We start from the raw sequence: 24,642 nt of genomic DNA on the forward strand, positions 1-24,642 counted from the left end.
CTCAGCCAAGTTCGAACGTCGTCACGCCGAACACGCGGTTCAGGTCGATATCCGGCTCGTGGTCGGAATACATGCGCGCGGTTTCAAAGACTTTTTCCAGGCCCAAAGCGTCAGCCAGTGCAAAGGCCGCTGCGTTGGGCTGTGGCATGTCGACATAGACCTCAGAACTGTGGTGATCAGCGGGAACTTCGGCCAGGACCGCAGCCAGAAGCGCCTGCGCGATGTCCGGATCGTCGGCGAACAGCGGCCCCACCTTGTAGCCATTCAGGCAGGAGCGCAGAGTTGAATACCCGGCGATGCGACCTTTCTGGATACAAACACGCGAGATGTGGCCCGGTGCGCTCAGCCACTCCGTCAGAAAGGCATCCCGATGCGCGGGGAACAGGGCACGGTCATAGATGCGAAGGTCTTCGGACAGGCCACCGAGGGGCGCAACCTCGATACTGGTCTTGGGTAGGCTGGAGAGGATGCCTGACACTGTGCCGGAGAACCGATAATTGTTGTAGGCGAAGACAAAGCCCGACTTGCGGTAGTTGTCCTGTTGTTCGACCACCCCGTCCAAACCCATGTTTCGCCCCGTACAATGCGCCAGGGCGTGCTGGGCGATTTCCAGACCATGACCGGATCCGCGAAACTCGGGCCGCACGATATAGAAACCCAGAAACGAAAACGCGTCGTCGTAGTTCACGGCTGAAACCGAGGCGATCATCTCGCCATCCAGAAACCCGCCCAGAAATCCGTCGGGGTCGGTCGAGCGGAAACAGACAGCGTCCTCATGACCCGGGTTCCAGCCCTCGCGCCCGGCCCAATCCACTGCGTGGCGCAGTTCTTCGGCGGTCAGCGTGCGAATTTGGTAGTCTGACATCGGGGCATCCATCTGACTGCTGCATGTCAGAACAGAATGGCGCAGGACCGACCGATCCGCCAGTGCTTGTTGTGGGAAGGTGGATATCTGGAGCGGGCGATGAGATTCGAACTCACGACCCTAACCTTGGCAAGGTTATGCTCTACCCCTGAGCTACGCCCGCAATCAGATATCTTGTGCGACCTTTCGGTCCTCGTTGGAGCGGGCGATGAGATTCGAACTCACGACCCTAACCTTGGCAAGGTTATGCTCTACCCCTGAGCTACGCCCGCGCCGTCGAGTGAGGCGTGAACTATAAATTCTGGCGGAAAGCTGCAAGAGGAAAAACGCACTTGGCCGGAAAAAAATTTGCGACGGAAAAGGTGTGCTGAGCCGTTGAAACCTACAGCCACGGATATTGACAACGGTGGGGACGGAGGGATGAACAAGGTTGAGAACATAAAACTGACTGCGTTGGTCGGAGCCATGCTTCTGAGCCTCTTTGCAGGTCAGTTGAGAAACGAGCAAGCCTATGAAGTTAATGATATTTTCAAACTTCCGCCCGAGGTCAATTCTCTCGAACTGAGTGGGTAACAGCGGTTTCGTTCGAAGGCCAAATTTTGCCGTATTCGATAACTAGTATATGCATAATGCGAGATTTCTGCTCAAACTTGTGCCGGTTGGCGCAAGTATTTGGGTACCTAAAAGGGGATTGGCATGCATTGGTTTATTTCTATGTCACGGGTTGTGGCGACATCTTTGTTGCTGGCCGGGGCAGTTAGCTTCGTTGCGGTGTTGGCTACGCCAGATATCGCCATAGCCAAGAACGGGAATGGCAATGGAGGCGGAAATGGTAACGGTGGTGGAAACGGAAATAGTAACGGTGGCGGCAACGGAAATGGCAAAAGCGCCGAAAAATCCAGTGCCAGCCTCGGAGGATCTGCGCGCAGCACGAAGGGTGGGTCCGGCCAGGGCAAGGGTTTTCTCGCCGGTCTCGGTCTCGCTAAACCAAAGGCACAACGAAAGAACACCAAAACTACATCACGGACCAAAGGGCAGAACGGTTTTGCAGCCAAACTCGACGAATTCTTCACTGGAAAAAAGAAAGTCGAGAAGCCGATCCGTAAAGCGCGGGTAGCGGCGGCAGTTGTCGAGGAGCCGTATGTCAAACCAATCAAGCACGGCAAAATCGCGTCCGAGCTCAAGGGCTTGAATGCCGCGCACGCCAGCCAGACTGCCCTGATGAATGCGGCCCCGAACAGCATGCCGGGCAAGCTGTACAGCTATCAGCAGAGTATACTTGGTTTCTCTGGCGCGACAGAGGAGCTTGAAATGCGCGAACAGGAATTGTCCGAACTGGAAGGTCTGACCGAAGCGGAGATCGAGGACCAATTTGCGCCAACTGAAGAAGAAGCAGCCGAGGGCATCACCGCACAGGACAAATACGAGGATGCCGTGGCCGAAGCGGAGCAGGCTGTGACCGAAGCCGAAGAAGCCTTGGCAGGGGCGGATGATCCGCAGGAAGCACTTGATACCTTGACCGGTGGCCGTGACTTGTCCGATCCGGCTCTTCATGAACTGCACGATTTGTTGGGCTTGCCAGCGCCAATCGAGGAAGAGGTTTCGATTGACAGCACGCCGGAACAGTTGCCGCAACAGCCTGTCGCGGAGTCCAGCGACGGTTGAACTAGCCCGCTCGGATGAAAAAAGGCGCGCCTGAAGGCGCGCCTTTCTGTGTTTTAACGGTTTTATTCCAACTCGACCAAAAGATCCTTGGCGTCGATCTGGCCGCCGGGCTGGACATGCACCGCCTTCACGGTTGCGTCGCGTTCGGCATGGATGCCGGTTTCCATTTTCATGGCTTCGATCGTCAGCAGAAGGTCGCCTTCTTTGACCTCCAGCCCGGCGGTGACGGCGACAGTCGAAACCACGCCCGGCATTGGCGCGCCGACATGGTTGGCGTTTCCGACCTCGGCCTTAGGACGCTGGGCGGTCGAAGCTTGCACAAGGCGGTTGGGAACGCGGATGACGCGCGGTTGGCCATTGAGTTCAAAGAACACTTTGACCTCGCCATTCTCGTCCGTCTCCCCAATAGCCTGGCAGCGGATTTCCAGCGTTTTGCCCGGGTCGATCTCGGCCGAGATCTCCTCTCCCGGCTCCATTCCGTAAAAGAAGGTGCGGGTGGGCAGGGTGCGTACCGGGCCATAGATGCGGTGACGGCCCATGTAGTCCAGGAACACCTTGGGATACATCAGGTATCCGTTCAGGTCCTCGTCATCGACCTCCATGCCTTCCAGCTGTTTCGAGAGCTCCGCGCGGGTGGCCTCCAAATCAACCGGAGGCACGTCTTTGCCCGGCCGTTCGGTGTTCGGCTTTTCGCCTTTCAGCACCTTGGTCACGATCGTTTCGGGGAAACCGCCCGGAGGCTGGCCCAGATTGCCGCGCATCATGTCGATGACTGAATCGGGGAAGGCCACGTCGGTCGAGGGATCCTCGACCTGCTCGCGGGTCAGGCCCTGACTGACCATCATCAGCGCCATGTCACCCACAACTTTCGAGGACGGCGTCACCTTGACGATGTCACCGAACATCTGGTTCACGTCCGCATACATCTGCGCGACTTCGTGCCAGCGTTCCTCCAGCCCCATCGAGCGCGCCTGCGCCTTGAGGTTGGTGAACTGGCCGCCCGGCATTTCGTGCAGATAGACCTCGGAGGCGGGGGCCTGCAGCCCGGATTCGAAGGCCGCGTATTGGCCGCGCACCGCCTCGAAGTAGTCGCTGATTTCGCGGATCGCCTTCACGTCCAACCCGGTGTCGCGGTCGGTGTGGCGCAGGGCCTCGACCACGGTGCCCAGCGTCGCCTGGCTGGTGTTGCCCGAGAAGCTGTCCATCGCGCAATCCACCACGTCCACGCCCGCCTCGCTGGCGGCCAGGATGGTGGCGCTGGCGATGCCGGCGGTGTCGTGGGTGTGGAAATGGATCGGCAGGCCGACCTCTTCCTTCAGTGCGCGGATCAGCACCCGCGCGGCGGCGGGTTTCAGCAGGCCGGCCATGTCCTTGAGGCCCAGAACATGGGCGCCGGCGTCGCGCAGTTCCTTGGCCATGCCGACATAGTATTTCAGGTCATACTTGGCGCGGTTCGGGTCGAGGATATCGCCGGTATAGCAGACGGTGCCTTCGCAGATCTTGCCGTTCTCGATCACCGCATCCATCGCCACGCGCATGTTCTCGACCCAGTTCAGCGAGTCGAAGACGCGGAACACGTCGATGTTCTGCGCGGCCTGGCGCACGAATTCCTGCACCACGTTGTCGGGATAGTTGGTATAGCCCACCCCATTCGCACCGCGCAGCAGCATCTGGGTCATCAGGTTGGGCATGGCCTCGCGCAGGTCGCGCAGGCGCTGCCAGGGGCATTCCTGCAGGAAACGATAGGCCACGTCGAAAGTCGCCCCGCCCCAGCATTCGACGCTGAACAGCTGCGGCAGGTTCGCGGCATAGCTGGGTGCGACGCGGATCATGTCGATCGAGCGCATCCGGGTGGCCAGCAGCGACTGGTGCCCGTCGCGCATGGTGGTGTCTGTGATCAGCAACTGGCGCTGGGCCTTCATCCAGTCGGCCACGGCCTGCGGGCCCTTCTGTTCCAGCAGGTTGCGCGTGCCCATCAGCGGTTCCGCCTTGGGCGCGGGGGGCTTGGGTTCCTTGAGGTCGGCACGCGGCCGCGGGCGATCCTTGGTCTCGGGGTGCCCGTTCACCGTTATGTCGGCGATATAGGTCAGAACCTTGGTGCCCCGGTCGCGGCGCTTCTTGAACTGAAACAGCTCGGGCGTCTCGTCGATGAACTTGGTGGTGTATTCGTTCGACAGGAAGGTCGGGTGCTTCAGCAGGTTTTCGACAAAGGCGATGTTGGTGGAAACACCGCGCACGCGGAACTCTCGTAGGGCGCGGTCCATCCGGGCAATCGCCTTTTCCGGCGTCGGTGCCCAGGCGGTGACCTTGGTCAGCAACGAGTCGTAATACCGCGTGATCACCCCGCCGGCATAGGCCGTGCCGCCATCCAGCCGGATGCCCATGCCCGTGGCCGAACGATAGGCCGTGATGCGCCCATAGTCGGGGATGAAGTTGTTGAGCGGGTCTTCGGTGGTCACGCGCGTCTGCAGCGCGTGGCCGTTCAGGCGGATTTCGTCCTGGCTGGCCTTGCCGGTGGCCTCGGCCAGGGTCTTGCCCTCGGCAATCAGGATCTGCGCCTGCACGATGTCGATGCCGGTGACCTCTTCGGTCACTGTGTGTTCGACCTGGACGCGGGGGTTTACCTCGATGAAGTAGAACTTGCCGGTCTCCATATCCATCAGGAATTCGACCGTGCCGGCGCATTCATAGTTCACATGCGCGCAGATGCGGCGGCCCAGGTCGCAGATCTCGGCGCGTTGCTCTTCGGTCAGATAGGGGGCAGGGGCGCGCTCCACGACCTTCTGGTTGCGGCGCTGGACCGAGCAGTCACGTTCGTACAGGTGATAGATCTGCCCGTGTTTGTCGCCCAGGATCTGCACCTCGACATGGCGGGCGCGGGTGATCATCTTTTCCAGATAGCCCTCGCCATTGCCGAACGCGGCCTCGGCCTCGCGACGGCCTTCCAGAACCTTCTCTTCCAACTCGTCTTCGGAATAGATCGGGCGCATCCCACGGCCGCCACCGCCCCACGACGCCTTGAGCATCAGCGGATAGCCGATCTCGGCCGCTTCCTTGCGGATCGCGTCCATGTCGTCACCCAGCACCTCGGTCGCCGGGATCACCGGCACACCGGCGGCAATCGCCACCTTGCGGGCGCTGGCCTTGTCGCCCAGGGCGCGCATAGTTTCGGCCTTGGGGCCAATGAAGGTAATGCCGTTCTGAACGCAGGCATCCACGAAATCGGGGTTTTCCGACAGCAGGCCATAGCCCGGGTGGATGGCGTCTGCGCCGCTTTCCTTGGCGACGCGGATGATCTCGTCGATCGACAGATAGGCCGCGACCGGGCCCAGACCCTCGCCGATGCGATACGCCTCGTCCGCCTTGAACCGGTGCAGGCCCAGCTTGTCCTCCTCGGCATAGACGGCAACGGTGCGTTTGCCCATCTCGTTCGCGGCGCGCATCACGCGAATGGCAATCTCACCCCTGTTGGCGATCAGGATTTTCTTGAAGTCAGTCATGGCAAGTCCCGGTCTTTTTCATTTGGCCGTGTTAATAGACCGAGATTACGCGCAGATATATCTGTAGTTCTGGGTAGAACCGGCATGTTATCGCTCGCAAACGCCGCCTATTGCGGCGTTTTATGGCACATGCTGCATCGCGGCATCAATGTTTGCGTTAACATTCGGCAGATCTTTTAGCGTTGCGGCGCCCAGTTGTCCCATATTTGCAAGCATATCCTGCCGCAGAATGTCGATGACATGGGCCGGGCCGCGCTTGCCCAATGCTGCAACGCCATAGAGGAAAGCCCGCCCGAGCATGACCAGATCGGCGCCCAAGGCCCGCGCCCGCAGGATGTCCAGCCCGCCCGAGATCCCGCTGTCGAAGATCAGCGGCAGGTCGGTGGTGGCGCGGATGGCGGGCAGCATGTCGATGCTGGCCGGCGCGCCATCGAACTGGCGACCACCGTGATTCGACACCCACAGAGCGTCGATCCCGGCCTGTTTCAACCGCTCGGCATCCTCGGGGCGCAGCACGCCCTTGATAATGAACGACCCCTGCCAGTGGTCGCGCAGCCATTTGACGTAATCCATGCCCGGAGAGGTCCTGAGCAGGTATCCGATATGCGCCGTGGGCGGCAGGTTGGCGGTGCCGTCGATATATCTGTCCAGCGTGCGCATCCGGGGCTTGCCGTGACGCGCCATGCCCCAGGCCCAGGCCGGGCGGGCGGCGATCTGCGCCAGCAGGCGTGGCGTCAGGCGCGGCGGATGGGTCAGGCCCGAGCGGGTCTGCCGTTCCCGGCGCGAGGCCACGGGCACATCGACGGTCAGCACCAGCGTCCCGAACCCGGCGGACCGGGCGCGGTTCAGCAGGTCGGCGCGAATCTCGGGGTCTTTGGGCGGGTACAACTGGAACCAGGCGTCGGGGCCGATATGCGGGGCCATGTCCTCGGGGCTTTGGCTGGCGACGGTGGACAGAACATAGGGTATGCCCGCCTGCGCAGCGGCGCGCGCCATCAGCGCCTCGGCCCCCGGCCAGACCAGTCCGCACATCCCGATCGGGGCCATGCCGAAGGGCAGCGGATGGTCGCGCCCCAGAAAGCGGGTGCTGGTGTCGAATTCCAACGGGCCCTTCAGGATGGCGGGCAGAAACCCGATCCGGTCCAGCGCTGCCCGGTTGCGTTTCAGCGCGGTCTCGGCCCCGGTGCCGCTGTCGACATAGTCCCAGACAAAGCGCGGCAGCCGACGGCGTGCGCGGCGCTTCAGATCCTCGATGCTTGGATAGGTGCTGTGCAGGTCCATGCAGATTGATCCGACCTGCCGCGCGATTCGGCAAGGGTTTCAGTCGGATGCAGCCCGCACCTGACGGCTCAACCATCGCTACGAAAGAAATTCGCAAAACCGTGCGAACAAGCCGTGAACAAACCCTTTCCCTCGGCGCACTTCCGGCTTAGTTTGGGCGGATGAGCAGTTTCGATGAAAATGACGCCTTCGAGGGCGCCTCGCTGTCGGCCCGCGCCATGGCCGCGCTTCGGCCCGAGGCGGACTACTTGAATGAATTGAACCCGGCGCAGCGGGAAGCGGTCGAGCTGTTGGATGGCCCGATCCTGATGCTGGCCGGGGCGGGCACCGGCAAGACCAAAGCCCTGACCACCCGCATTGCGCATCTGCTGAACACCGGGCGGGCCCGCCCGAACGAGATTCTGGCGGTGACCTTTACCAACAAGGCTGCGCGCGAGATGAAGGAACGGGTCGGCCGCCTGCTGGGCCAGCCCGCCGAGGGGATGCCGTGGCTGGGCACGTTCCACTCGATCTGCGTCAAGCTGCTGCGCCGCCATGCGGAACTGGCGGGGCTGAAGTCGAACTTCACCATTCTGGATACCGACGACCAGTTGCGATTGCTCAAGCAGTTGGTGCAGGCCGCCAATATCGACGACAAGCGCTGGCCCGCGCGGATGCTGGCGGGCATCATCGACGACTGGAAGAACCGCGCCCTGACGCCCGACAAAGTGCCCGCCGCCGATGCCGGGGCCTACAACAACAAGGGCGTCGAGCTTTACGCTCAATACCAGACCCGCCTGCGAGAGTTGAACGCGGTGGATTTCGGCGACCTGCTGTTGCACATGGTCACCATCTTCCAGACCCACGCGGACGTGCTGGAACAATACCAGCGCTGGTTCCGCTACATCCTTGTGGACGAGTATCAGGACACCAATATCGCCCAGTACCTGTGGCTGCGGCTGTTGGCGGGCGGGCACAAGAATATCTGCTGCGTCGGCGACGACGACCAGTCGATCTATGGCTGGCGCGGGGCCGAGGTGGGCAACATCCTGCGGTTCGAGAAGGACTTTCCCGGCGCCCATGTGGTGCGTCTGGAGCAGAACTACCGCTCGACCCCGCATATTCTGGCCGCCGCCTCGAACGTGATCCGTGGCAATGAAAGCCGTCTGGGAAAGGAGTTGTGGACCGACAAGCCCGGGGGCGAAAAGGTCCGCCTGATCGGCCACTGGGATGGTGAGGAGGAGGCCCGTTGGATCGGCGAAGAGATCGACGCCATGCAGGGCGGCACCCGTGGCGTGCGACCGATGAACCTGGACGAAATCGCCATCCTTGTGCGCGCCAGCCATCAGATGCGCGCCTTCGAGGACCGGTTCCTGACCATCGGCCTGCCCTACAAGGTGATCGGCGGCCCTCGATTCTATGAACGGATGGAGATCCGAGATGCCATGGCCTATTTCCGGCTGGTGGTCAGCCCCGAGGACGATCTGGCTTTCGAGCGGATCGTGAACACGCCCAAGCGCGGCTTGGGCGACAAGGCGCAGCAGACGATCCAGCGCACCGCGCGCGAACATGGTGTGTCGCTGGTTCAGGGCGCGCGGATCGCTGTGGAGCAAGGGCTGATCAAGGGCAAGGGCGGCGCGGCTCTGCGTGAACTGGTAGAAGGGCTGGCGCGCTGGAACGCGATGACCCGCGGCCCCCGGATCGAGATCGAGGATGATGCGGTCATCGACGACGGAACCGCGCCCGTGCGCTATGGCCCGCCCGAGGTGTCGCATATCGAACTGGCGCAGATCGTGCTGGACGAATCCGGCTATACCGCCCACTGGCAGAACGACAAGACGCCGGAGGCTCCGGGGCGGTTGGAAAACCTGAAGGAACTGGTGAACCAGCTGGACAATTTCGAGAACCTGCAAGGGTTCCTGGAGCATGTCAGCCTGGTGATGGACAACGAACAGGACAGCGGCGGGCCCAAGGTCTCGATCATGACCCTGCACGCGGCCAAGGGGCTGGAGTTTCCGGCCGTGTTCCTGCCGGGGTGGGAGGACGGTCTGTTCCCCTCGCAACGGTCGATGGACGAGTCCGGCCTCAAGGGGCTCGAGGAGGAACGGCGGCTGGCTTATGTGGGCATCACCCGCGCCGAGGAGGTCTGCACCATTTCCTTCGCCGCCAACCGGCGGGTGTTCGGGCAGTGGCAGAACGCGATGCCTTCGCGTTTCATCGATGAATTGCCCGAGGATCATGTCGAGGTTCTGACACCTCCGGGCCTCTATGGCGGCGGCCAGATGTCGGCGGGCATCGAGACCCGCGCGGCGCAGGCCAATGTCTACAACTCGCCGGGCTGGAAACGGATGCAGGCGCGGCAGGGGCAATACGGCATGTCGCAGCCGCGTGAATCCCGCAACACCGTGATCGACGCGACCGCCGTGGCCAGCTTCACCTTGGGCGAGCGTGTGTTCCACCAGAAGTTCGGCTATGGCGGCGTGGTCGGGATCGAGGGCGACAAGGTCGAGGTCGAGTTCGACAAGGCCGGAACCAAGAAGGTCGTCGCGCAGTATCTGTCCGCAAAAGACGACGTGCCATTCTAGGCTAGGGCAGCGCGACCAGCCGGTTGTCGGGCTACTTCAGCGCTGCTTCCAACCGTGCATAGCTGCAGAAACAGCGCTTTGCATATTCGACTTTTCTGATGGAGTCGGTGGCGAGACCTGCAGCTTTGCCACAGTCCTCGCGCGCGGCCCCAGCCATCTGAAAGGCCGGGCTGTTGCGCCCCGAACCTTCCAATTGGGTCCGGCGTGCAGAGGCCTCGCCAAGCCTTTGCATCAGGTCGTTCTGCAATTCGTCGCCTACTGCTGCTTCGGTCAGCTGGACATCTCGATAGCTTCGGCAGGCTGCTAGTATTTCGGCCAAACCGACCGTGACGCGCCGGTTTCGACGATCGGCGGTCGCGACTGCGATCAGCAGATCCGATTTGCCGCGGCTCGAGATGCTGCCGATCTCATCCACCGGTACACCGGCTTCGATAAACGCGCGGGCAACCGTATTGGCGCGTCGCTGGCCGAGGCCTTGATTGTAACCCGTCGATCCGACCGCGTCGGTGTATCCCACAACCACCGTTGGCTTGTAGCTGTTGATGGCTTTCAATCGCTTAGCGATTTCAGCGACTTGTTGCCGGCCTTCGGCATCAAGCTGGTCCGTGTCAAAGTTGAAGTTCAACCGAATCAAACCCGTTGCAAAGCCTTTGGGATCGCAGGCTGAAGTAGGGTCTGGAAACCAAACCTGCCTCCGCTACTTCCCACTCAAAGAATTGGGCTGGGACGAAATAAATGAAGGGTGTTCTCGAATATTTTTATCCGGTTGCGGCAGATGGGCGACCTCCGTCGCAATCGTGCTCGCGGGCGCGCCCAAGCACTACCTTATGTACAACAGGGTGCAGATTCTGATGCGCGTGAAGACCCAGCCGACTGCAGAAACACGTGCGACCAGCCGCTGGACATCTTCTGTGCCCCTGAGGGCTGTAAGAGTTCGGAGTAACACCCGACGCAGTTCCGTCTGGTGCATAATGTCATGAACTCTCGATCCTTGCCTGCAAACGACCCCGATATTCAAACGGTTGACTGGACGCCGACACGGTCCGCGGGGCTGAAACGGCTTGAACAGTTTGTTGGTCGGTCCGGGCAGGCATATGCCGATACGCGAAACTTCGATCTCGGTCCGGCAGATCGCAGCAACACAACGGCATTGTCGCCATGGATCCGGCACCGTCTGATAACCGAGGTCGACGTCCTGAGCGCGGTGCTGGCGCGCCACAACCCGGCTGAATGCGAGAAATTCGTGCAGGAAGTTTTTTGGCGCGGCTATTTCAAGGGCTGGCTTGAGCAGCGTCCCAGCGTTTGGGCGTCCTATCTGCAGGATCTCGACAGCGCGCTGCAAAACCCAGGATCAGACTACGAGTGTGCCATTTCCGGTCGAACCGGACTCGATTGTTTTGATGCCTGGGCCGCCGAATTGGTTGAAACCGGATATCTGCACAATCACGCCCGGATGTGGTTTGCTTCGATCTGGATATTCACGCTGCGCTTGCCATGGCAACTGGGCGCGGATTTCTTCCTGCAGCACCTTATGGACGCCGATCCGGCTTCGAACACGCTAAGCTGGCGCTGGGTGGGTGGCCTTCACACCAAAGGCAAAACCTATCTTGCCCGCGCGGAGAACATCGCCCGCTACACCAATGGTCGTTTCCATCCTAAGGGGCTGGCGGCTACAGCGATCCCACTGACTGAGAGCGTCGCCCATCCGCTTTGCCCGATACCGGCTTCAGTCGCACCACCGCACGGGCCCTTCCTGCTTTTGCTGACCTTGGAGGATGTCGGCGGGGCAGCTTTGATGCCACATGAACCCGAGGCAGTTGTCGGATTGCACGGTCCGGTCGATTCACGGTCAGGTCGGCCACAGACCGATTTCGCAGTTGGCGCGCTCGGTCACGCTTTAGCCAAGTGGCGACAGGATCCAGTTGCTGTGCGTGACTGGGCGGAACCCCTGCTGAACAAGGTCGAGGCGACGGGTGTTCGGCGGATCGTGACGCCCTATGCCCCCATTGGGCCGGTCCGCTCGGCATTGGACGCCGCCGAGCCGTTGCTGATCCGACAAGGGATCGAGGTAATCCGCGTCCGACGTGGCTATGACAGTCTGGTTTGGCCGCATGCGACCCGTGGGTTCTTTGGTCTGAAAAAACAGATCCCGCAATTTCTGAAAGACCTTCACCTTACAGAATAACCCGCTCGTGGGTTTTCGGTTGTTCTCGAACAGTCCGCCCTTGGTGAAACAAAAAACGGCGGTTCCCAGGGAGGAGGAGGGAACCGCCGTTCTTGTCAACATCAGAGCAGGGAGGAGGAGAGCCCCGATGTATCCGAACCCGGGTTTTCCCCGGTATCTGAAGCGCGCGGTGACACCAGGGAGGAGGAAGGGAGCCACCGCGCTCTTTTCACATCGGGAAGGGAGGAGGAGAACCCGATGTATGCGTTTCCGGGTCTGGCCCGGTATTCGAAGGGCGCGGTGGCATCAGGGAGGAGGAAGATGCCACCGCGCGCTTTCAACATCAGAGCAGGGAGGAGGAGAGCCCCGATGTATCAGCATCCGGCAGGTTGAGGCCGGTATAGGGTGCGGCAGCATCAGGGAGGAGGAGAGACGCTGCCGCTGAAATACAGGTCCTATGGGAGGAGGAGTGGACCTGATCTCGGTGTTTCGTGGCGCTTAGCGCGCAAATTGTTCTTCGGCGGCCTGCATGGCCAGGCGACGGATCATCGAACGGTGCAGGCCCAGATCGGCCAGCTCGCGGTCCGACAGTTCTGACAGTTCGTTCACCGTCTGGCGGTACACGCGATAGCGTGCGATACGGGTCTTCATGGTTTCGATCAGAGAGGCGAAACCAAATGTCGATGCGCTTTTGTGTGCGCTGTTGGTGCTTGCGACTGCCATGTTCGTTACCCAATCATCTGTCGTTGCCGCCGCTATGTTCCGGCGCTTGCTTGAGACTGAAGATAGGCAAATGCTGCGATTGCACAATACCGGACAGGATCAATGCTGCTATGCAGCAAGTGCATAGATTGACTGTCGGAATCCCGACACCCGTAAATATGCCTTTAAAATATGGAAATTTTCGTTAGCGCGAACTGCGGGGCATTGTTCCGGCCTGGCTGCCGCCCATCATTTGATGAAAATTTGCGCGCGTAAACGCGGAATTTGTGCGGTTCAGGACTGCGCGATTTTTGTGCGTCTGGCCCAACTCCCGATTTGGGCGGGGCTATGGGACTTTGTGGGACTGGCGGGAATTGGTGGGAAATTCGGGGCGGTCTCTCTTGGGTTCGGCCTGGATCGCAGGGTGATTCGGCGCCATTTGGTCGAATAAGCGAGGGGTGTTGGGTGGAATCGGGGTTGTTGAGCATAAGATGTGGGAAATCGTGGGAAAATTTTTCCCGCGCAAAATATGTCTATATATTGTGCTTGGATATTACTAGTTGTCTACCTGTGGTCATTTTTCGTATTTGCGTATGAATTTCCACTGCTGTAGTTTTCCGAATCTAACCTTCTTGGAAAAAAATCTCATTGATTTCCATGAATTCCCATGGCATCCCTTATTCATCCGATGAGGACGAGGCACATGGGGCGCCAAACGACCCCGAACCAAAAATAAACAGGTTTCATACAGGCATCTCGCTTTCATCACTCAAGAGATCCGGCGCGCGGGCGAGCAGACATCCCCCCAGGTGGCGCGCGCAGCTGGACATCCCGCACAGCGGGTCAATGCGGCGGGTTGATCAGTGGCAGCAGATCAACCCGCCGTTTTTCATCCGGGGGAAGACGTAGGTGGGGCGCAAGCGAAAGGGACAGTCGTCTTGGCGCGCAGGTTTAGAGGTGAAAGCCACCACAAGGTGGACGCGAAGGGCAGGGTGTCGATCCCGGCCTCGTTTCGCCGTGTGCTCGAGGCCTCGGACCCCAACTGGCAGCCCGGTGACAATCCTGAACTGGTGATTGTTTACGGTGACCACCGCCGCAAATACCTTGAATGCTATACTATGGAGGCGATCGACGAGGTCGACGCCAAGATCGACGCGCTGCCACGCGGCTCGATGCAGCGCAAGATGTTGCAGCGCCTGTTCCATGGGCAGTCTTTCCCGACCAATGTCGATGAAACGGGTCGCCTGGTGTTGCCGGCCAAGCTGCGCAACAAGATCGGGCTGGAGGGCGAGGCGTTCTTTATCGCCGCGGGCGACACGTTCCAGATCTGGAAGCCCGAGACATACGAGGCCGAGGAACTGGCCGCCACCGAAGACTGGTTGGACGAACTGCCCGAGGATTTCGATCCGATGCAGTTCCTTGACGGCATCGAAGGTGCGTGACGGCATGGCCGGCGCGGATCACACTTCATCTGACAAACCCCATATTCCCGTTCTGCTGCGCCCGTTGCTGGACGCGGTTCGTCCGGTATCCGGCACCTGGCTGGATGGTACCTTTGGTGCGGGCGGCTATACCCGGGGTTTGCTTGAGGCTGGCGCCGACAAGGTAATCGGCGTCGATCGCGATCCATTGGCCTTTGAAATGGCGGCGGATTGGGCAGCCGAATATGGCGACCGGCTGGTGATGCAACCGGGTGTTTTCTCGCGCATGGATGAATATGCCAACGACCTTGATGGCGTGGTGCTGGACCTTGGTGTCTCGTCCATGCAGCTGGACCAGGCCGAGCGCGGCTTTTCCTTCATGAAAGACGGCCCGCTGGACATGCGCATGAGCCAGGAGGGCGAAAGCGCAGCTGATCTGGTCAACACCGCGACCGAGGAGCAATTGGCCGACATCCTGTTCCACTACGGTGAGGAACGGGCAAGCCGCCGCATCGCGCGCGCCATCGTCAAGGCCCGCACCGAGTCGCCCATCACCACCACCCTGCGTCTGGCCGAGATCGTCGAATCCTGCCTGCCCCGCGCCAAGCCCGGCCAGTCCCATCCGGCCACGCGGTCGTTCCAGGCGCTGCGCATTGCGGTGAATGCCGAATACGAGGAATTGTTCATGGGCCTGATGGCCGCCGAGCGCGCGTTGAAGCCGGGTGGACAGCTGGCGGTGGTCACTTTCCACTCGGTCGAGGACCGGATGGTCAAACGCTTTTTCCAGTCGCGCGCTGGCAAGACCGGCCGTGCCAACCGCTATGCGCCCGAAATCCAGCAGGATCAGCCGCAATTCACATTGAAGACCCGCAAAGCCATCGGCCCCGACCCGCAGGAGTTGCAGGACAACCCGCGCGCGCGCTCTGCCAAGTTGCGGGTTGCTGTTCGTACCGATGCTCCGGCGGGGGAAATTGATGCCCGCGCCATCGGCATGCCCATGATCGGGGGAAAGGCAAGATGAAGAGTATTCTGTTTGTATTGACCGCCTTGGGTGTTTTCGGGCTGGCCTTGTGGGCCTATCAGGAAAACTACCGCACCCAACAGGTGCTGAAGGAAACCCAGTCTCTGCAGCACCAGATCGGCGCGGCGCAGGCCCGGCTGGCTGTATTGCAGGCCGAATGGGCCTATCTGAACCGTCCGGACCGACTGCGTGAATTGGCCGACCTGAATTTCGAGCGTCTGGGCCTTCTGCCGCTCCGCGCCGAGCAGTTCGGGCGCGCGGACCAGATCGCCTATGCCGAGGATCCCGACCTGCCCATCGCCGACCCGATCGAACTGCAGGCGATCACCGACACCCAGGCCCTGGGCGAGGTTCAGATCCCATGACGCGAACACCGCTCCGCCCGCTTGCCCGCATCCTTGAGGCCCGCGCCCGCGGGGAAAACCCCAAGGTGATCGAGCGCGAGAACATCCGCCGCCGCCACGAAGAGATGAAGGACCGCGCCCGCGCCCGCGCCGAAGGGCGGTTGCTGGTGCTCAGCGCGTTTTTCTTTGCGGCATTTGCCGTTGTCGGGTTCCGGATGGGCGCTTTGGCTACTTCGGAGGCGCAAGAACCGCTGGCGAGCGCCCCGGGCGCATCGATTGCCATGCAGCGGGCGAATATCGTGGACCGCGAAGGCCGAATCCTTGCGACCAACCTTGATACATATTCCGTTTATGCCCAGCCCCCGCTGATGATCGACCCGATCGCGGCCGCGGAAAAGCTGGTGGCGATCTTCCCGGATCTGGACAAAGAGCGGTTGGTCAAGGACTTCACCGGCAAGCGCAAATTCCTGTGGATCAAGAAACGCATCTCGCCCGAGCAGAAACAGGCGGTGCACGACATCGGCGATCCGGGCATCCTGTTCGGCCCGCGCGAAATGCGGCTTTATCCCAATGGCCGGCTGGCCGCGCATATCCTTGGCGGGTCAGGCTTTGGGCGCGAAGGCGTCTCGGCTGCCGAGGTGATCGGTGTGGCCGGGGTGGAAAAACAGTTCGATGACTATCTGCGCGACCCGGCCAACGGAACCAAGCCGCTGCAGCTGTCGCTTGACCTGACCGTTCAGGCGGCGGTGGAACAGGTGTTGGACGGCGGCATGAAGATCATGAACGCAAAGGGCGCCTCGGCGGTTCTAATGAACGCCCATACCGGCGAAGTGATTGCTGCCGCCTCGTTGCCCTCGTTCGACCCGAACGACCGTCCGCGCCCGCCGACCTCGGGCTTTGACCCCTCGGACAGCCCTCTGTTCAACCGCTATGTGCAGGGCGTGTACGAATTGGGGTCGGTCTTCAAGATCTTCACTGCCGCGCAAGCGGTCGATCTGGGGCTGGTCAATGCCGACACGATCATCGACACCTCGGGTCCGATGAAGATCGGGCGTTTCCCGATCGGCGAATTTAACGGCAAGAATTACGGCAAGATCAGCGTGGCCGATGTGATTGTGCACAGCTCGAACCGCGGCACGGGGCGGTTGGCGCTGCAGATCGGCGCCGAGCGCCAGCAACAGTTCCTGGACGTGCTGGGCATGTTCGACCCCACCCCGTTCGAGATCGTCGAGGCCAAGGGCGGGGTGCCGCTCAAGCCCAAGAAGTGGGGTGAATTGAGCACCGTCACCATTTCCTACGGCCACGGCCTGTCGACCAGCCCGATGCATCTGGCGGCGGGCTATGCGGCCATCGCCAATGGCGGGCATTATGTCAGCCCCACGATCCTGCGCCGCAACGGTCCGCAATACGGGCCGCGCGTGATGTCGGAAAGCGCGGCCAAACAATCGCTGATGATGCTGCGCAAGGTGGTGACGGATGGAACCGCCAGCTTTGGTGACGTGCCGGGTTATGCCGTGGCCGGCAAGACCGGCACCGCCGACAAGCCCAAACCGCGCGGCGGGTACTATGATGACAAGGTGATCGCCACCTTCGCTTCGGTCTTTCCGGCCTACGATCCGAAATATGTTCTGATCGTTGCGCTGGACGAACCGTCGATCCTGGCCTACGGCGAAAAGCGCCGCACGGCAGGCTGGACGGCGGTACCCGTGGCGGCCGAGTTGATCGGCCGCATCGCGCCGCTGCTGGGCTTGCGCCCGCGGCTTGAGCCTGAGGATCGCGCTGCTATAACGCTGACCTCGAATTAGGCAGTCCGACAGAGGTGGGTCATGGGCGCAAGGTCAAAGAAACTCAGCCAGCTGGCCCTGACCGCGCGGGGCGGTGCTGACCCGGAGATTACCGGGCTGGCCGTGGACAGCCGTCAGGTCAAAGACGGCTTTCTGTTCGCGGCGCTGCCGGGGACGCGCGTGCACGGGGGCGAATTCATCCAATATGCCCTGCGAATGGGGGCTGCGGCCATCCTGACCGATGCCGAAGGAGCGCGGATCGCCGCCGATGAACTGGCCGCCTCGGACGCCGCCCTCGTGGTGGTGCAGGACCCGCGCCAGTCGCTGGCGTACACCGCCGCATTGTGGTTCGGGGCGCAGCCGCGCACCATGGTGGCGGTCACCGGTACCAACGGCAAGACCTCGATTTCAACCTTCGTGCGCCAGATCTGGACCGAGCTGGGCCATATGGCCGTCAATCTCGGCACCACAGGGGTCGAGGGCGCGTGGACGGCACCGCTGGCCCACACGACACCCGAACCCATCACCCTGCATCGCTGTCTGGCCGAGGCCGCCGAGGCCGGCGTGACCCACGCCGCGATGGAGGCCTCGTCACATGGTCTGGAACAGCGCCGGCTGGACGGCGTGCATCTGACGGCGGCGGGGTTTTCGAATTTCACCCAGGATCACCTGGACTATCACGCGACGTTCGAGGCGTATTTCGCCGCCAAGGCCGGCCTGTTCGACCGGGTTCTGCCGCAGGACGGAACGGCCGTGATCAACATGGATGATCCGAAAGGTGTCGCGATCCGTGATATCGCGCAAGCACGCGGTCAGACAGTTCTGACCGTGGGCAGCGGGGATGTCGATCTTTGCCTGTTGAATCAACGGTTCGACGCCACCGGGCAGGATCTGCGCTTTGCCTGGCGCGGCAAGACCTTCCAGACCCGGCTGAACCTGATCGGCGGGTTCCAGGCGGAAAACGTCCTGCTGGCCTGCGGGCTGGTCATTGCCAGCGGAGACGAGCCCGACCATGTCTTCGACACGTTGCCGCATCTGACTACGGTGCGGGGGCGGATGCAGTTGGCCGCGACCCGCGGCAACGGGGCTGCGGTATTCGTCGACTACGCGCACACGCCCGATGCTGTGGCCACCGCGTTGCAGGCACTGCGTCCGCATGTGATGGGCCGGTTGATCGCCATCGTCGGCGCGGGCGGCGACCGCGACGCGACCAAGCGCCCGCTGATGGGCCGCGCCGCGGTCGAGAACGCCGATATCGTCTTTGTCACCGACGACAACCCACGCTCGGAAGACCCCGCAGCCATCCGCGCCGCGGTGATGGCCGGGGCCCCCGACGCAACCGAGGTTGCCGACCGGGCAGAGGCCATCCTGCGCGGCATCGATGCATTGCAGCCGGGCGATGCGCTGCTGATCGCGGGCAAGGGGCACGAGACCGGGCAAATCGTGGGTGACCAGGTTCTGCCCTTCGATGATGTGGAGCAGGCCAGCATCGCCGTGGCCGCACTGGACGGGAGGGTCGCATGACGCTCTGGACCGCATCCGAGGCCGCCGCCGCGACGGGCGGACGGGCCACGACCGACTGGCAGGCGGGCGGCGTGTCCATCGATACGCGCACGCTGCAACCGGGCGACCTGTTCGTGGCGTTGAAGGCGGCGCGCGACGGGCATGATTTCGTGGCGCAGGCGCTGGAAAAAGGGGCCGCCGCCGCGCTGGTCTCGCGGGTGCCCGACGGTGTGGCCCCCGATGCGCCGCTGCTGATCGTCGATGACGTACAGACCGCGCTCGAGGCGTTGGGCCGCGCCGCCCGTGACCGGTGCAAGGCCCGCGTGGTTGGGGTGACGGGAAGTGTCGGCAAGACCTCGACCAAGGAGATGCTGGCGACCATCCTGTCGGATCAGGGCCGCACCCATGCCAGCGTCGCCAGCTACAACAACCATTGGGGCGTGCCGCTGACTCTGGCCCGGATGCCGCGCGACACCGAATATGCGGTGATCGAGATCGGCATGAACCACCCCGGCGAAATTGCACCCCTGGCGCGACAGGCCCGCCCGCATGTGGCGCTGGTCACCACCGTCGCCGCGGTTCACCTTGAGGCGTTCGAGTCGGTTGCCGGCATCGCTCACGAAAAGGCCGCCATCTTTGATGGGCTGGAGGCCGGCGGCACCGCCATCGTGAACGCCGACCTGGATCATACCGTCATCCTGCGCACCTGCGCTGCCCGGCATGGCGCGGTGATCGTGGATTTCGGCCGCACCGCATCGGATTATCGGCTGACCGGCGTGACCCAGTCGCCCACGGACATCCACGTGACCGCCGAGGCCATGGGCCAGCCATTCGCTTTCGACGTGCAATCTGCGGGGACGCATTTTGCCATGAACGGTCTAGGCGCGCTGGCTGCCTGCGTCGCGCTGGGTGTCGATCTGGACGCGGCCATCACCGGCCTCGCCAAATGGGCGCCGGTCACGGGGCGGGGCGTGCGCGAGATGCTGGCCCTGCCGGATGGCGGGCAGATCGAACTGCTGGATGATAGTTACAACGCCAATCCGACCTCGATGGCGGCGGCGCTGGATGTGCTGGCGGCAGCGCAGAGCGAAAGGCGCATCGCCTTTCTGGGCGACATGAAGGAGCTGGGTCCAAAAGAGCGCGCCATGCACGCAGGGCTGGCCGATGTGCCGGCCATGGCACGGATCGACAAGGTGCATTGCATCGGTCCGTTGATGCGGGCGCTGCACGAGGCGTTGCCCGAGGACAAGCGCGGGCTGTGGTTCGAGACCAGCGCCGAAATGGTTCAAGAGCTTCCGCAGCTGGTTCGGGCGGGCGATGCCATGTTGGCCAAAGGCTCGCTCAGCATGGCGCTGGCACGGATTGTTGACGGTTTGCGGAAAATGGGGCAAGTGGGCGCGCTTGATGCATGACCACCCATGACCGCGGTGTGAGAAAGGTTTTGTAATGCTCTATTGGTTGACCAGCCTGTCGGACGGAGGGGATTTCTTCAACCTCTTCCGCTACATCACGTTCCGCGCAGGCGGCGCCTTTCTGACGGCCCTGATCTTTGGCTTCCTGTTCGGCAAGCCGTTGATCAATGTGCTGCGCCGGAAACAAGGCAAGGGTCAGCCAATTCGGGATGACGGCCCCGAGGGTCACTTTAACAAGGCCGGCACGCCCACGATGGGCGGGCTGCTGATTGTCGGTGCTCTGGTGACGTCCACGCTGATTTGGGCGCGGTGGGACAATCCCTATGTCTGGATGGTTCTGTTCGTCACGCTGGCCTACGCAGCCATCGGATTTGCGGACGACTATGCCAAGGTATCGAAGCAGAATACCAAGGGCGTTTCAGGCAAAATGCGCCTGGCTTTGGGCATCATTATTGCCGCGCTGGCCGCGCTGTGGGCGACGCTGCACCACCCGGAGATGCTGCAGAACCAGCTGGCCGTGCCGATCTTCAAGGACACGCTGATCAATCTGGGTATCTTCTACATTCCGTTCTCGATCGTGGTGATCGTGGGGGCGGCAAATGCCGTTAACCTGACCGACGGGCTGGACGGGCTGGCCATCATGCCCGCGATGATCGCGGCCTCGACTTTGGGCGTGATCGCCTATGCGGTGGGTCGCGTCGACTTTACCGAATACCTGGACGTGCACTATGTCCCCGGCACGGGTGAGATCCTTATATTCACCGCCGCATTGTTTGGCGGCGGGCTTGGGTTCCTGTGGTACAACGCCCCGCCAGCGGCGGTGTTCATGGGGGATACCGGCTCGCTGGCCCTCGGCGGCGCACTGGGCGCCATCGCCGTTGCCACCAAGCACGAGCTGGTTCTGGCCATCGTCGGCGGCCTGTTCGTGGTGGAGGCGCTAAGCGTGATCATCCAGGTGCTGTATTTCAAACGCACAGGGCGGCGGGTGTTCCTGATGGCGCCGATCCATCACCACTATGAGAAGAAGGGCTGGGCCGAGCCAACCATCGTGATCCGGTTCTGGATCATCTCGCTGATCCTGGCGATGATTGGCCTTGCGACACTGAAAGTACGGTAAGGCTCCCGCCGGGCGAGGTGGGCCTGCGGCCCGCCTGTACCCGTTGGGCCCGGCTCGCGCCGAGGGCGCGAGCCTGACGCCGCCCTTGCCAAGGGTCAATTCTTCGGTACAGGGTGGCGGCGCATTGGCAGATGGAAGAAGGTGCGCGGCATGATCCCGGTCAAAGGGTTTTCAGGACATAAGGTTGCGGTTCTGGGGCTGGGGCGGTCGGGCCTGGCCACGGCGCGCGCATTGCGGGCCGGCGGAGCCGAGCCGGTGTGCTGGGATGACAACCCCGCCGCGCGCGAAAAGGCCGAGGCCGAGGGGTTCATGTGTCAGGACCTGCGGCGGGAAGGCGCCTTTGACGCGATCGCCACCTTGATCGTATCGCCCGGCATTCCCCATCTTTATCCCGAACCCAACCCGGTTGTTGCCGCCGCGCTGCAGGCCGGCGTTCCGGTCGACAATGACATTGGTCTGTTCTTCCGCTCGCTGGGCGGTGCCGAATGGGACAAGTTCGATGTGCCGCCGCGTGTGGTCGCCGTCACCGGCTCGAACGGGAAGTCGACCACGGCGGCGCTGATCCACCATATCCTGACCCAATCGGGGCGCGAGGCGCAGCTGGCGGGCAATATCGGGCGCGGCGTGCTGGATATCGAGCCCGGCGGCGACGGATCAGTGGTGGTGCTGGAGCTTTCCAGCTATCAGACCGAGCTGGCGCGTGCGCTGACGCCCGATGTGGCGGTGTTCACCAATCTCTCGCCCGACCATCTGGACCGGCATGGGGGCATGGGCGGCTATTTCGCCGCCAAACGCCGCCTGTTCTCAGAAGGCGGTCCCGACCGTGCCGTGATCGGCGTGGACGAGATCGAAGGCGCGTTTCTAGCCGGTCAACTGGCCGAAGGGCCGGGCGACGACCGGGTGATCCGCGTCTCGGTGGCGCGCAAATTGGCCGGCCCGGGCTGGCAGGTCTTTGCCCGCAAGGGGTTCCTCTCGGAATACCGCAAGGGGCGCCAGGCCGCTTCGATCGACCTGCGCGGCATCAAGGGCCTGCCCGGAACCCACAACCACCAAAACGCGTGCTCGGCCTATGCCGCCTGCCGCGCGCTGGGCCTGGCGCCCAAGTTGATCGAGGACGCGCTGCACAGCTATCCAGGCTTGCCGCACCGCAGCCAGATCATCGCTGAGGCAAACGGTGTGACATTCGTGAATGACTCCAAGGCCACCAATGTCGACAGCGCGGCCAAGGCGCTGGGCGCGTTCAAAAAAATCCGCTGGATCTGCGGCGGGCTTGAGAAAGAGGGGGGTATCGCCGCGCTGAACGACGCGACCGACGAGGTTCTGTGCGCCTATGTGATCGGGCGCGAGGCGGCCGGCTTCGCCATGCAGTTGTCGGTTGAGGCCCGCGTTTGCACCACAATGGCCGAGGCAGTCGAACAGGCCATGCGCGACGCCGCGCCGGGTGAAACCGTGCTGCTGGCGCCCGCGGCGGCCAGTTTCGACCAGTACGACAATTTCGAACAGCGCGGCGACGATTTCGTGGCGCAGGTTCAAAAGCGGCTTTGAACTGTACATTTGCAATGAACCGCCGGTTGGGCCAAATTGAAGTGCTATCAGCTTGACGCACCAGAATTAATGATTTTGTTACCCTAGGAATTCAACACGAGGTTAAGACCATGCTGAACCGCAAGCTTTCAATGATCCTGCCGGCCATCCTGGTGGCAGGGGCCTGCACGAACACAGGCGCGAACTACCAACCCATTGTGGATGGACCCGTCAGCCCGAACTACAACGCAGACCTGGCGCAGTGTCAGGCCGTAGCGCGGCAGCAGGGCACGATCGACAGCAATACCGCTGGGGCGGCGGCCATTGGCGCGGCGGGTGCTGCGGGCACCAAAGCCATCATCGACGACAGCGCAAGCGATCTGGGCCGTGCGGCCGTAGCTGGCGCACTGGTGGGGGCAGGCGCCAGCGCTCTGCAAAACACCCAGAAGCAGGAAGTCATCGTCCGCAACTGCATGCGCGGCCGCGGCTACAACGTCGTAGGCTAAAGGCGACCGGCGATCGCAATTCCGGCGGCGTGGCCCGAGGACCACGCCCACTGGAAATTGTATCCGCCCAGCCATCCGGTGACATCCACCGCTTCACCAATTGCATAGAGGCCGGGGACATCCCTTGCCTCCATCGTTTTGGAAGACAGGCTGTCCGTGTCGATGCCGCCCAGGGTGACCTCGGCGGTGCGGTACCCTTCGGTGCCCGAGGGGGTCAGTGCCCAGTCGCTCAGCGCATCGGTCAGTGCCTGCAGCGCCGCATCCGACTGATCGGCCAGGTTGCCACGCATCGGGATCTGGGCGCTCAGAAACTCGACCAGGCGGGCGGGCAGGTGGCGCGCGAGTTCGGTGGTCAGGGCCTTGCGGCCTGCGCTTTGCCGCCGTTCGCGCAGAAGGTCGAAAAGGGGCAGCTCGGGGATCAGGTTGATCCGGATCGCCTCGCCCTCGCGCCAGTATGAGGACAGTTGCAGCACAGCCGGCCCGCTCAGGCCGCGATGGGTGAACAGCAGCGCCTCGTCGAAACTCGTGCGATCGTTCGACAGTCGCGCGGGGACGGAAACACCGGACAGGTCCTTGAACCGCCCATCGGGGAAGGTGAACGGCACCAAAGCGGCGCGGGTCTCGGTGACGTGCAATCCGAACTGCGCGGCGATGTCATAGGCTAGCCCGGTCGCACCCATCTTGGGGATGGATTTTCCGCCGGTGGCCAATACCACGTTGGCACAGCTCAGGTCATATCGCGCACCCTCGCGCTCGACCACCAGTTCAAAGCCGGCTTCGGTCTTGCGCAGATCGCGTAACGACGTGTGCAACCACAGCTCTGCGCCCGCGCGGTCCATCTCGGCCAGCAGCATGGCGATGATCTGCTTCGATGAGCCGTCGCAGAACAGCTGCCCCAGCGTCTTTTCATGCCATGCGATGCCGTGACGGCCCACAAGGTCGATGAAATCCCATTGCGTGTACCGCGCCAGCGCCGATTTGCAGAAATGCGGGTTCTGCGACAGGAAGTTCTGCGGCCCGGCGTAGAGGTTTGTGAAGTTGCACCGCCCTCCGCCCGAGATGCGGATCTTTTCCCCCGGCGCCTTGGCGTGATCGATCACCAGCACACGCCCGCCGCAATGGGCGGCGCACATCATGCCGGCGGCTCCGGCGCCCAGTATGATCGTGTCAAATCGCATACCTCGCCCTTGGCGCGGATTGACGCCAATGACAAGAGGAAGAGGCTGGCCTGAGGGGCATTTTCCCTGTAGACTCTCGAACAGATCCCGA

At 62.3% G+C, this 24,642-nt stretch carries 19 protein-coding genes and 2 tRNA genes; 13 read left to right on the plus strand and 8 right to left on the minus strand.

Features of this window, described 5'->3' with window-relative positions:
• Position 1: 1 nt before the first annotated feature.
• The 3 genes from GOW72_RS05405 to GOW72_RS05415 all read right to left on the minus strand — a co-directional run bounded on the left by GOW72_RS05405 (position 2) and on the right by GOW72_RS05415 (position 1,137).
• Positions 2-865, minus strand: coding sequence for a GNAT family N-acetyltransferase (locus GOW72_RS05405; protein ID WP_170365727.1), 864 nt, complete (start codon positions 863-865; stop codon positions 2-4).
• 88 nt (positions 866-953) lie between these two features.
• Positions 954-1,028 (minus strand) — tRNA-Gly (locus GOW72_RS05410).
• 34 nt (positions 1,029-1,062) lie between these two features.
• Positions 1,063-1,137: transfer RNA gene (locus GOW72_RS05415), tRNA-Gly, on the minus strand.
• Positions 1,138-1,285: 148 nt separating this feature from the next.
• Between GOW72_RS05415 and GOW72_RS05420 the strand changes: the two genes are divergently transcribed.
• Together GOW72_RS05420 and GOW72_RS05425 are read left to right on the plus strand one after the other, a co-directional pair.
• Positions 1,286-1,438 (plus strand): hypothetical protein, encoded by a 153-nt coding sequence (locus tag GOW72_RS05420; protein WP_170340270.1) that lies wholly within the window; start codon positions 1,286-1,288, stop codon positions 1,436-1,438.
• A gap of 123 nt (positions 1,439-1,561) precedes the next feature.
• Positions 1,562-2,530: a hypothetical protein gene (locus tag GOW72_RS05425; RefSeq protein WP_170364238.1), complete on the plus strand. Its 969-nt coding sequence runs from the start codon at positions 1,562-1,564 to the stop codon at positions 2,528-2,530.
• Between the two features lie 62 nt (positions 2,531-2,592).
• Here the strand turns inward: GOW72_RS05425 and GOW72_RS05430 are convergent, their stop codons facing one another.
• Positions 2,593-6,030, minus strand: coding sequence for a pyruvate carboxylase (locus GOW72_RS05430; RefSeq protein WP_170365731.1), 3,438 nt, complete (start codon positions 6,028-6,030; stop codon positions 2,593-2,595).
• 120 nt (positions 6,031-6,150) lie between these two features.
• Complete coding sequence (locus GOW72_RS05435; protein ID WP_170365734.1) at positions 6,151-7,311, minus strand: alpha-hydroxy acid oxidase; 1,161 nt, start codon at positions 7,309-7,311, stop codon at positions 6,151-6,153.
• A gap of 161 nt (positions 7,312-7,472) precedes the next feature.
• Here GOW72_RS05435 and GOW72_RS05440 point away from each other — a divergent pair, with 161 nt between their 5' ends.
• Complete coding sequence (locus GOW72_RS05440) at positions 7,473-9,875, plus strand: ATP-dependent helicase (RefSeq protein WP_170365738.1); 2,403 nt, start codon at positions 7,473-7,475, stop codon at positions 9,873-9,875.
• 31 nt (positions 9,876-9,906) lie between these two features.
• Here the strand turns inward: GOW72_RS05440 and GOW72_RS05445 are convergent, their stop codons facing one another.
• Positions 9,907-10,500, minus strand: a complete 594-nt coding sequence (locus tag GOW72_RS05445) for an OmpA family protein (protein ID WP_244952322.1) — start codon at positions 10,498-10,500, stop codon at positions 9,907-9,909.
• A 351-nt stretch (positions 10,501-10,851) separates the two neighbouring features.
• Between GOW72_RS05445 and GOW72_RS05450 the strand changes: the two genes are divergently transcribed.
• Positions 10,852-12,060: an FAD-binding domain-containing protein gene (locus GOW72_RS05450; protein WP_170365745.1), complete on the plus strand. Its 1,209-nt coding sequence runs from the start codon at positions 10,852-10,854 to the stop codon at positions 12,058-12,060.
• Positions 12,061-12,537: 477 nt separating this feature from the next.
• On the opposite strand, the gene GOW72_RS05455 is transcribed toward GOW72_RS05450, so the two are convergent.
• Positions 12,538-12,762 (minus strand): DUF1127 domain-containing protein, encoded by a 225-nt coding sequence (locus GOW72_RS05455; RefSeq protein ID WP_093964832.1) that lies wholly within the window; start codon positions 12,760-12,762, stop codon positions 12,538-12,540.
• A 953-nt stretch (positions 12,763-13,715) separates the two neighbouring features.
• Here GOW72_RS05455 and mraZ point away from each other — a divergent pair.
• The 9 genes from mraZ to GOW72_RS05500 all read left to right on the plus strand — a co-directional run bounded on the left by mraZ (position 13,716) and on the right by GOW72_RS05500 (position 23,373).
• Positions 13,716-14,183 (plus strand): division/cell wall cluster transcriptional repressor MraZ, encoded by a 468-nt coding sequence (mraZ, locus tag GOW72_RS05460; protein ID WP_254920219.1) that lies wholly within the window; start codon positions 13,716-13,718, stop codon positions 14,181-14,183.
• 4 nt (positions 14,184-14,187) lie between these two features.
• Positions 14,188-15,183, plus strand: a complete 996-nt coding sequence (gene rsmH, locus GOW72_RS05465) for a 16S rRNA (cytosine(1402)-N(4))-methyltransferase RsmH (RefSeq protein WP_170366037.1) — start codon at positions 14,188-14,190, stop codon at positions 15,181-15,183.
• Positions 15,180-15,548, plus strand: a complete 369-nt coding sequence (ftsL, locus tag GOW72_RS05470; protein ID WP_093964833.1) for a cell division protein FtsL — start codon at positions 15,180-15,182, stop codon at positions 15,546-15,548. The genes rsmH and ftsL overlap by 4 nt, the downstream gene beginning before the upstream one ends.
• Positions 15,545-17,332, plus strand: coding sequence for a peptidoglycan D,D-transpeptidase FtsI family protein (locus GOW72_RS05475; protein ID WP_170365749.1), 1,788 nt, complete (start codon positions 15,545-15,547; stop codon positions 17,330-17,332). The genes ftsL and GOW72_RS05475 overlap by 4 nt, the downstream gene beginning before the upstream one ends.
• A gap of 21 nt (positions 17,333-17,353) precedes the next feature.
• Positions 17,354-18,835: a UDP-N-acetylmuramoyl-L-alanyl-D-glutamate--2,6-diaminopimelate ligase gene (locus tag GOW72_RS05480; RefSeq protein ID WP_170365753.1), complete on the plus strand. Its 1,482-nt coding sequence runs from the start codon at positions 17,354-17,356 to the stop codon at positions 18,833-18,835.
• The gene (locus tag GOW72_RS05485) at positions 18,832-20,226 is read left to right on the plus strand and encodes a UDP-N-acetylmuramoyl-tripeptide--D-alanyl-D-alanine ligase (RefSeq protein ID WP_170365756.1); all 1,395 of its coding nucleotides are present in this window, start codon (positions 18,832-18,834) and stop codon (positions 20,224-20,226) included. Before GOW72_RS05480 ends, GOW72_RS05485 begins: the two co-directional genes overlap by 4 nt.
• 34 nt (positions 20,227-20,260) lie before the next feature.
• Positions 20,261-21,343, plus strand: a complete 1,083-nt coding sequence (mraY, locus tag GOW72_RS05490; RefSeq protein ID WP_170357281.1) for a phospho-N-acetylmuramoyl-pentapeptide-transferase — start codon at positions 20,261-20,263, stop codon at positions 21,341-21,343.
• A 150-nt stretch (positions 21,344-21,493) separates the two neighbouring features.
• The gene (gene murD / locus GOW72_RS05495) at positions 21,494-22,888 is read left to right on the plus strand and encodes a UDP-N-acetylmuramoyl-L-alanine--D-glutamate ligase (RefSeq protein ID WP_170365759.1); all 1,395 of its coding nucleotides are present in this window, start codon (positions 21,494-21,496) and stop codon (positions 22,886-22,888) included.
• A 110-nt stretch (positions 22,889-22,998) separates the two neighbouring features.
• Entirely contained in the window at positions 22,999-23,373 is a 375-nt protein-coding gene (locus tag GOW72_RS05500) for a glycine zipper family protein (protein WP_093964839.1), read from the plus strand.
• On the opposite strand, the gene GOW72_RS05505 is transcribed toward GOW72_RS05500, so the two are convergent.
• Positions 23,370-24,551 (minus strand): BaiN/RdsA family NAD(P)/FAD-dependent oxidoreductase, encoded by a 1,182-nt coding sequence (locus GOW72_RS05505; protein WP_170365762.1) that lies wholly within the window; start codon positions 24,549-24,551, stop codon positions 23,370-23,372. The two genes, GOW72_RS05500 and GOW72_RS05505, sit on opposite strands and share 4 nt — an antisense overlap.
• Positions 24,552-24,642: the final 91 nt, after the last annotated feature.

Origin of the sequence: Ruegeria arenilitoris (genome assembly GCF_013032855.1) — a bacterium.
GTDB lineage: Bacteria > Pseudomonadota > Alphaproteobacteria > Rhodobacterales > Rhodobacteraceae > Ruegeria > Ruegeria arenilitoris.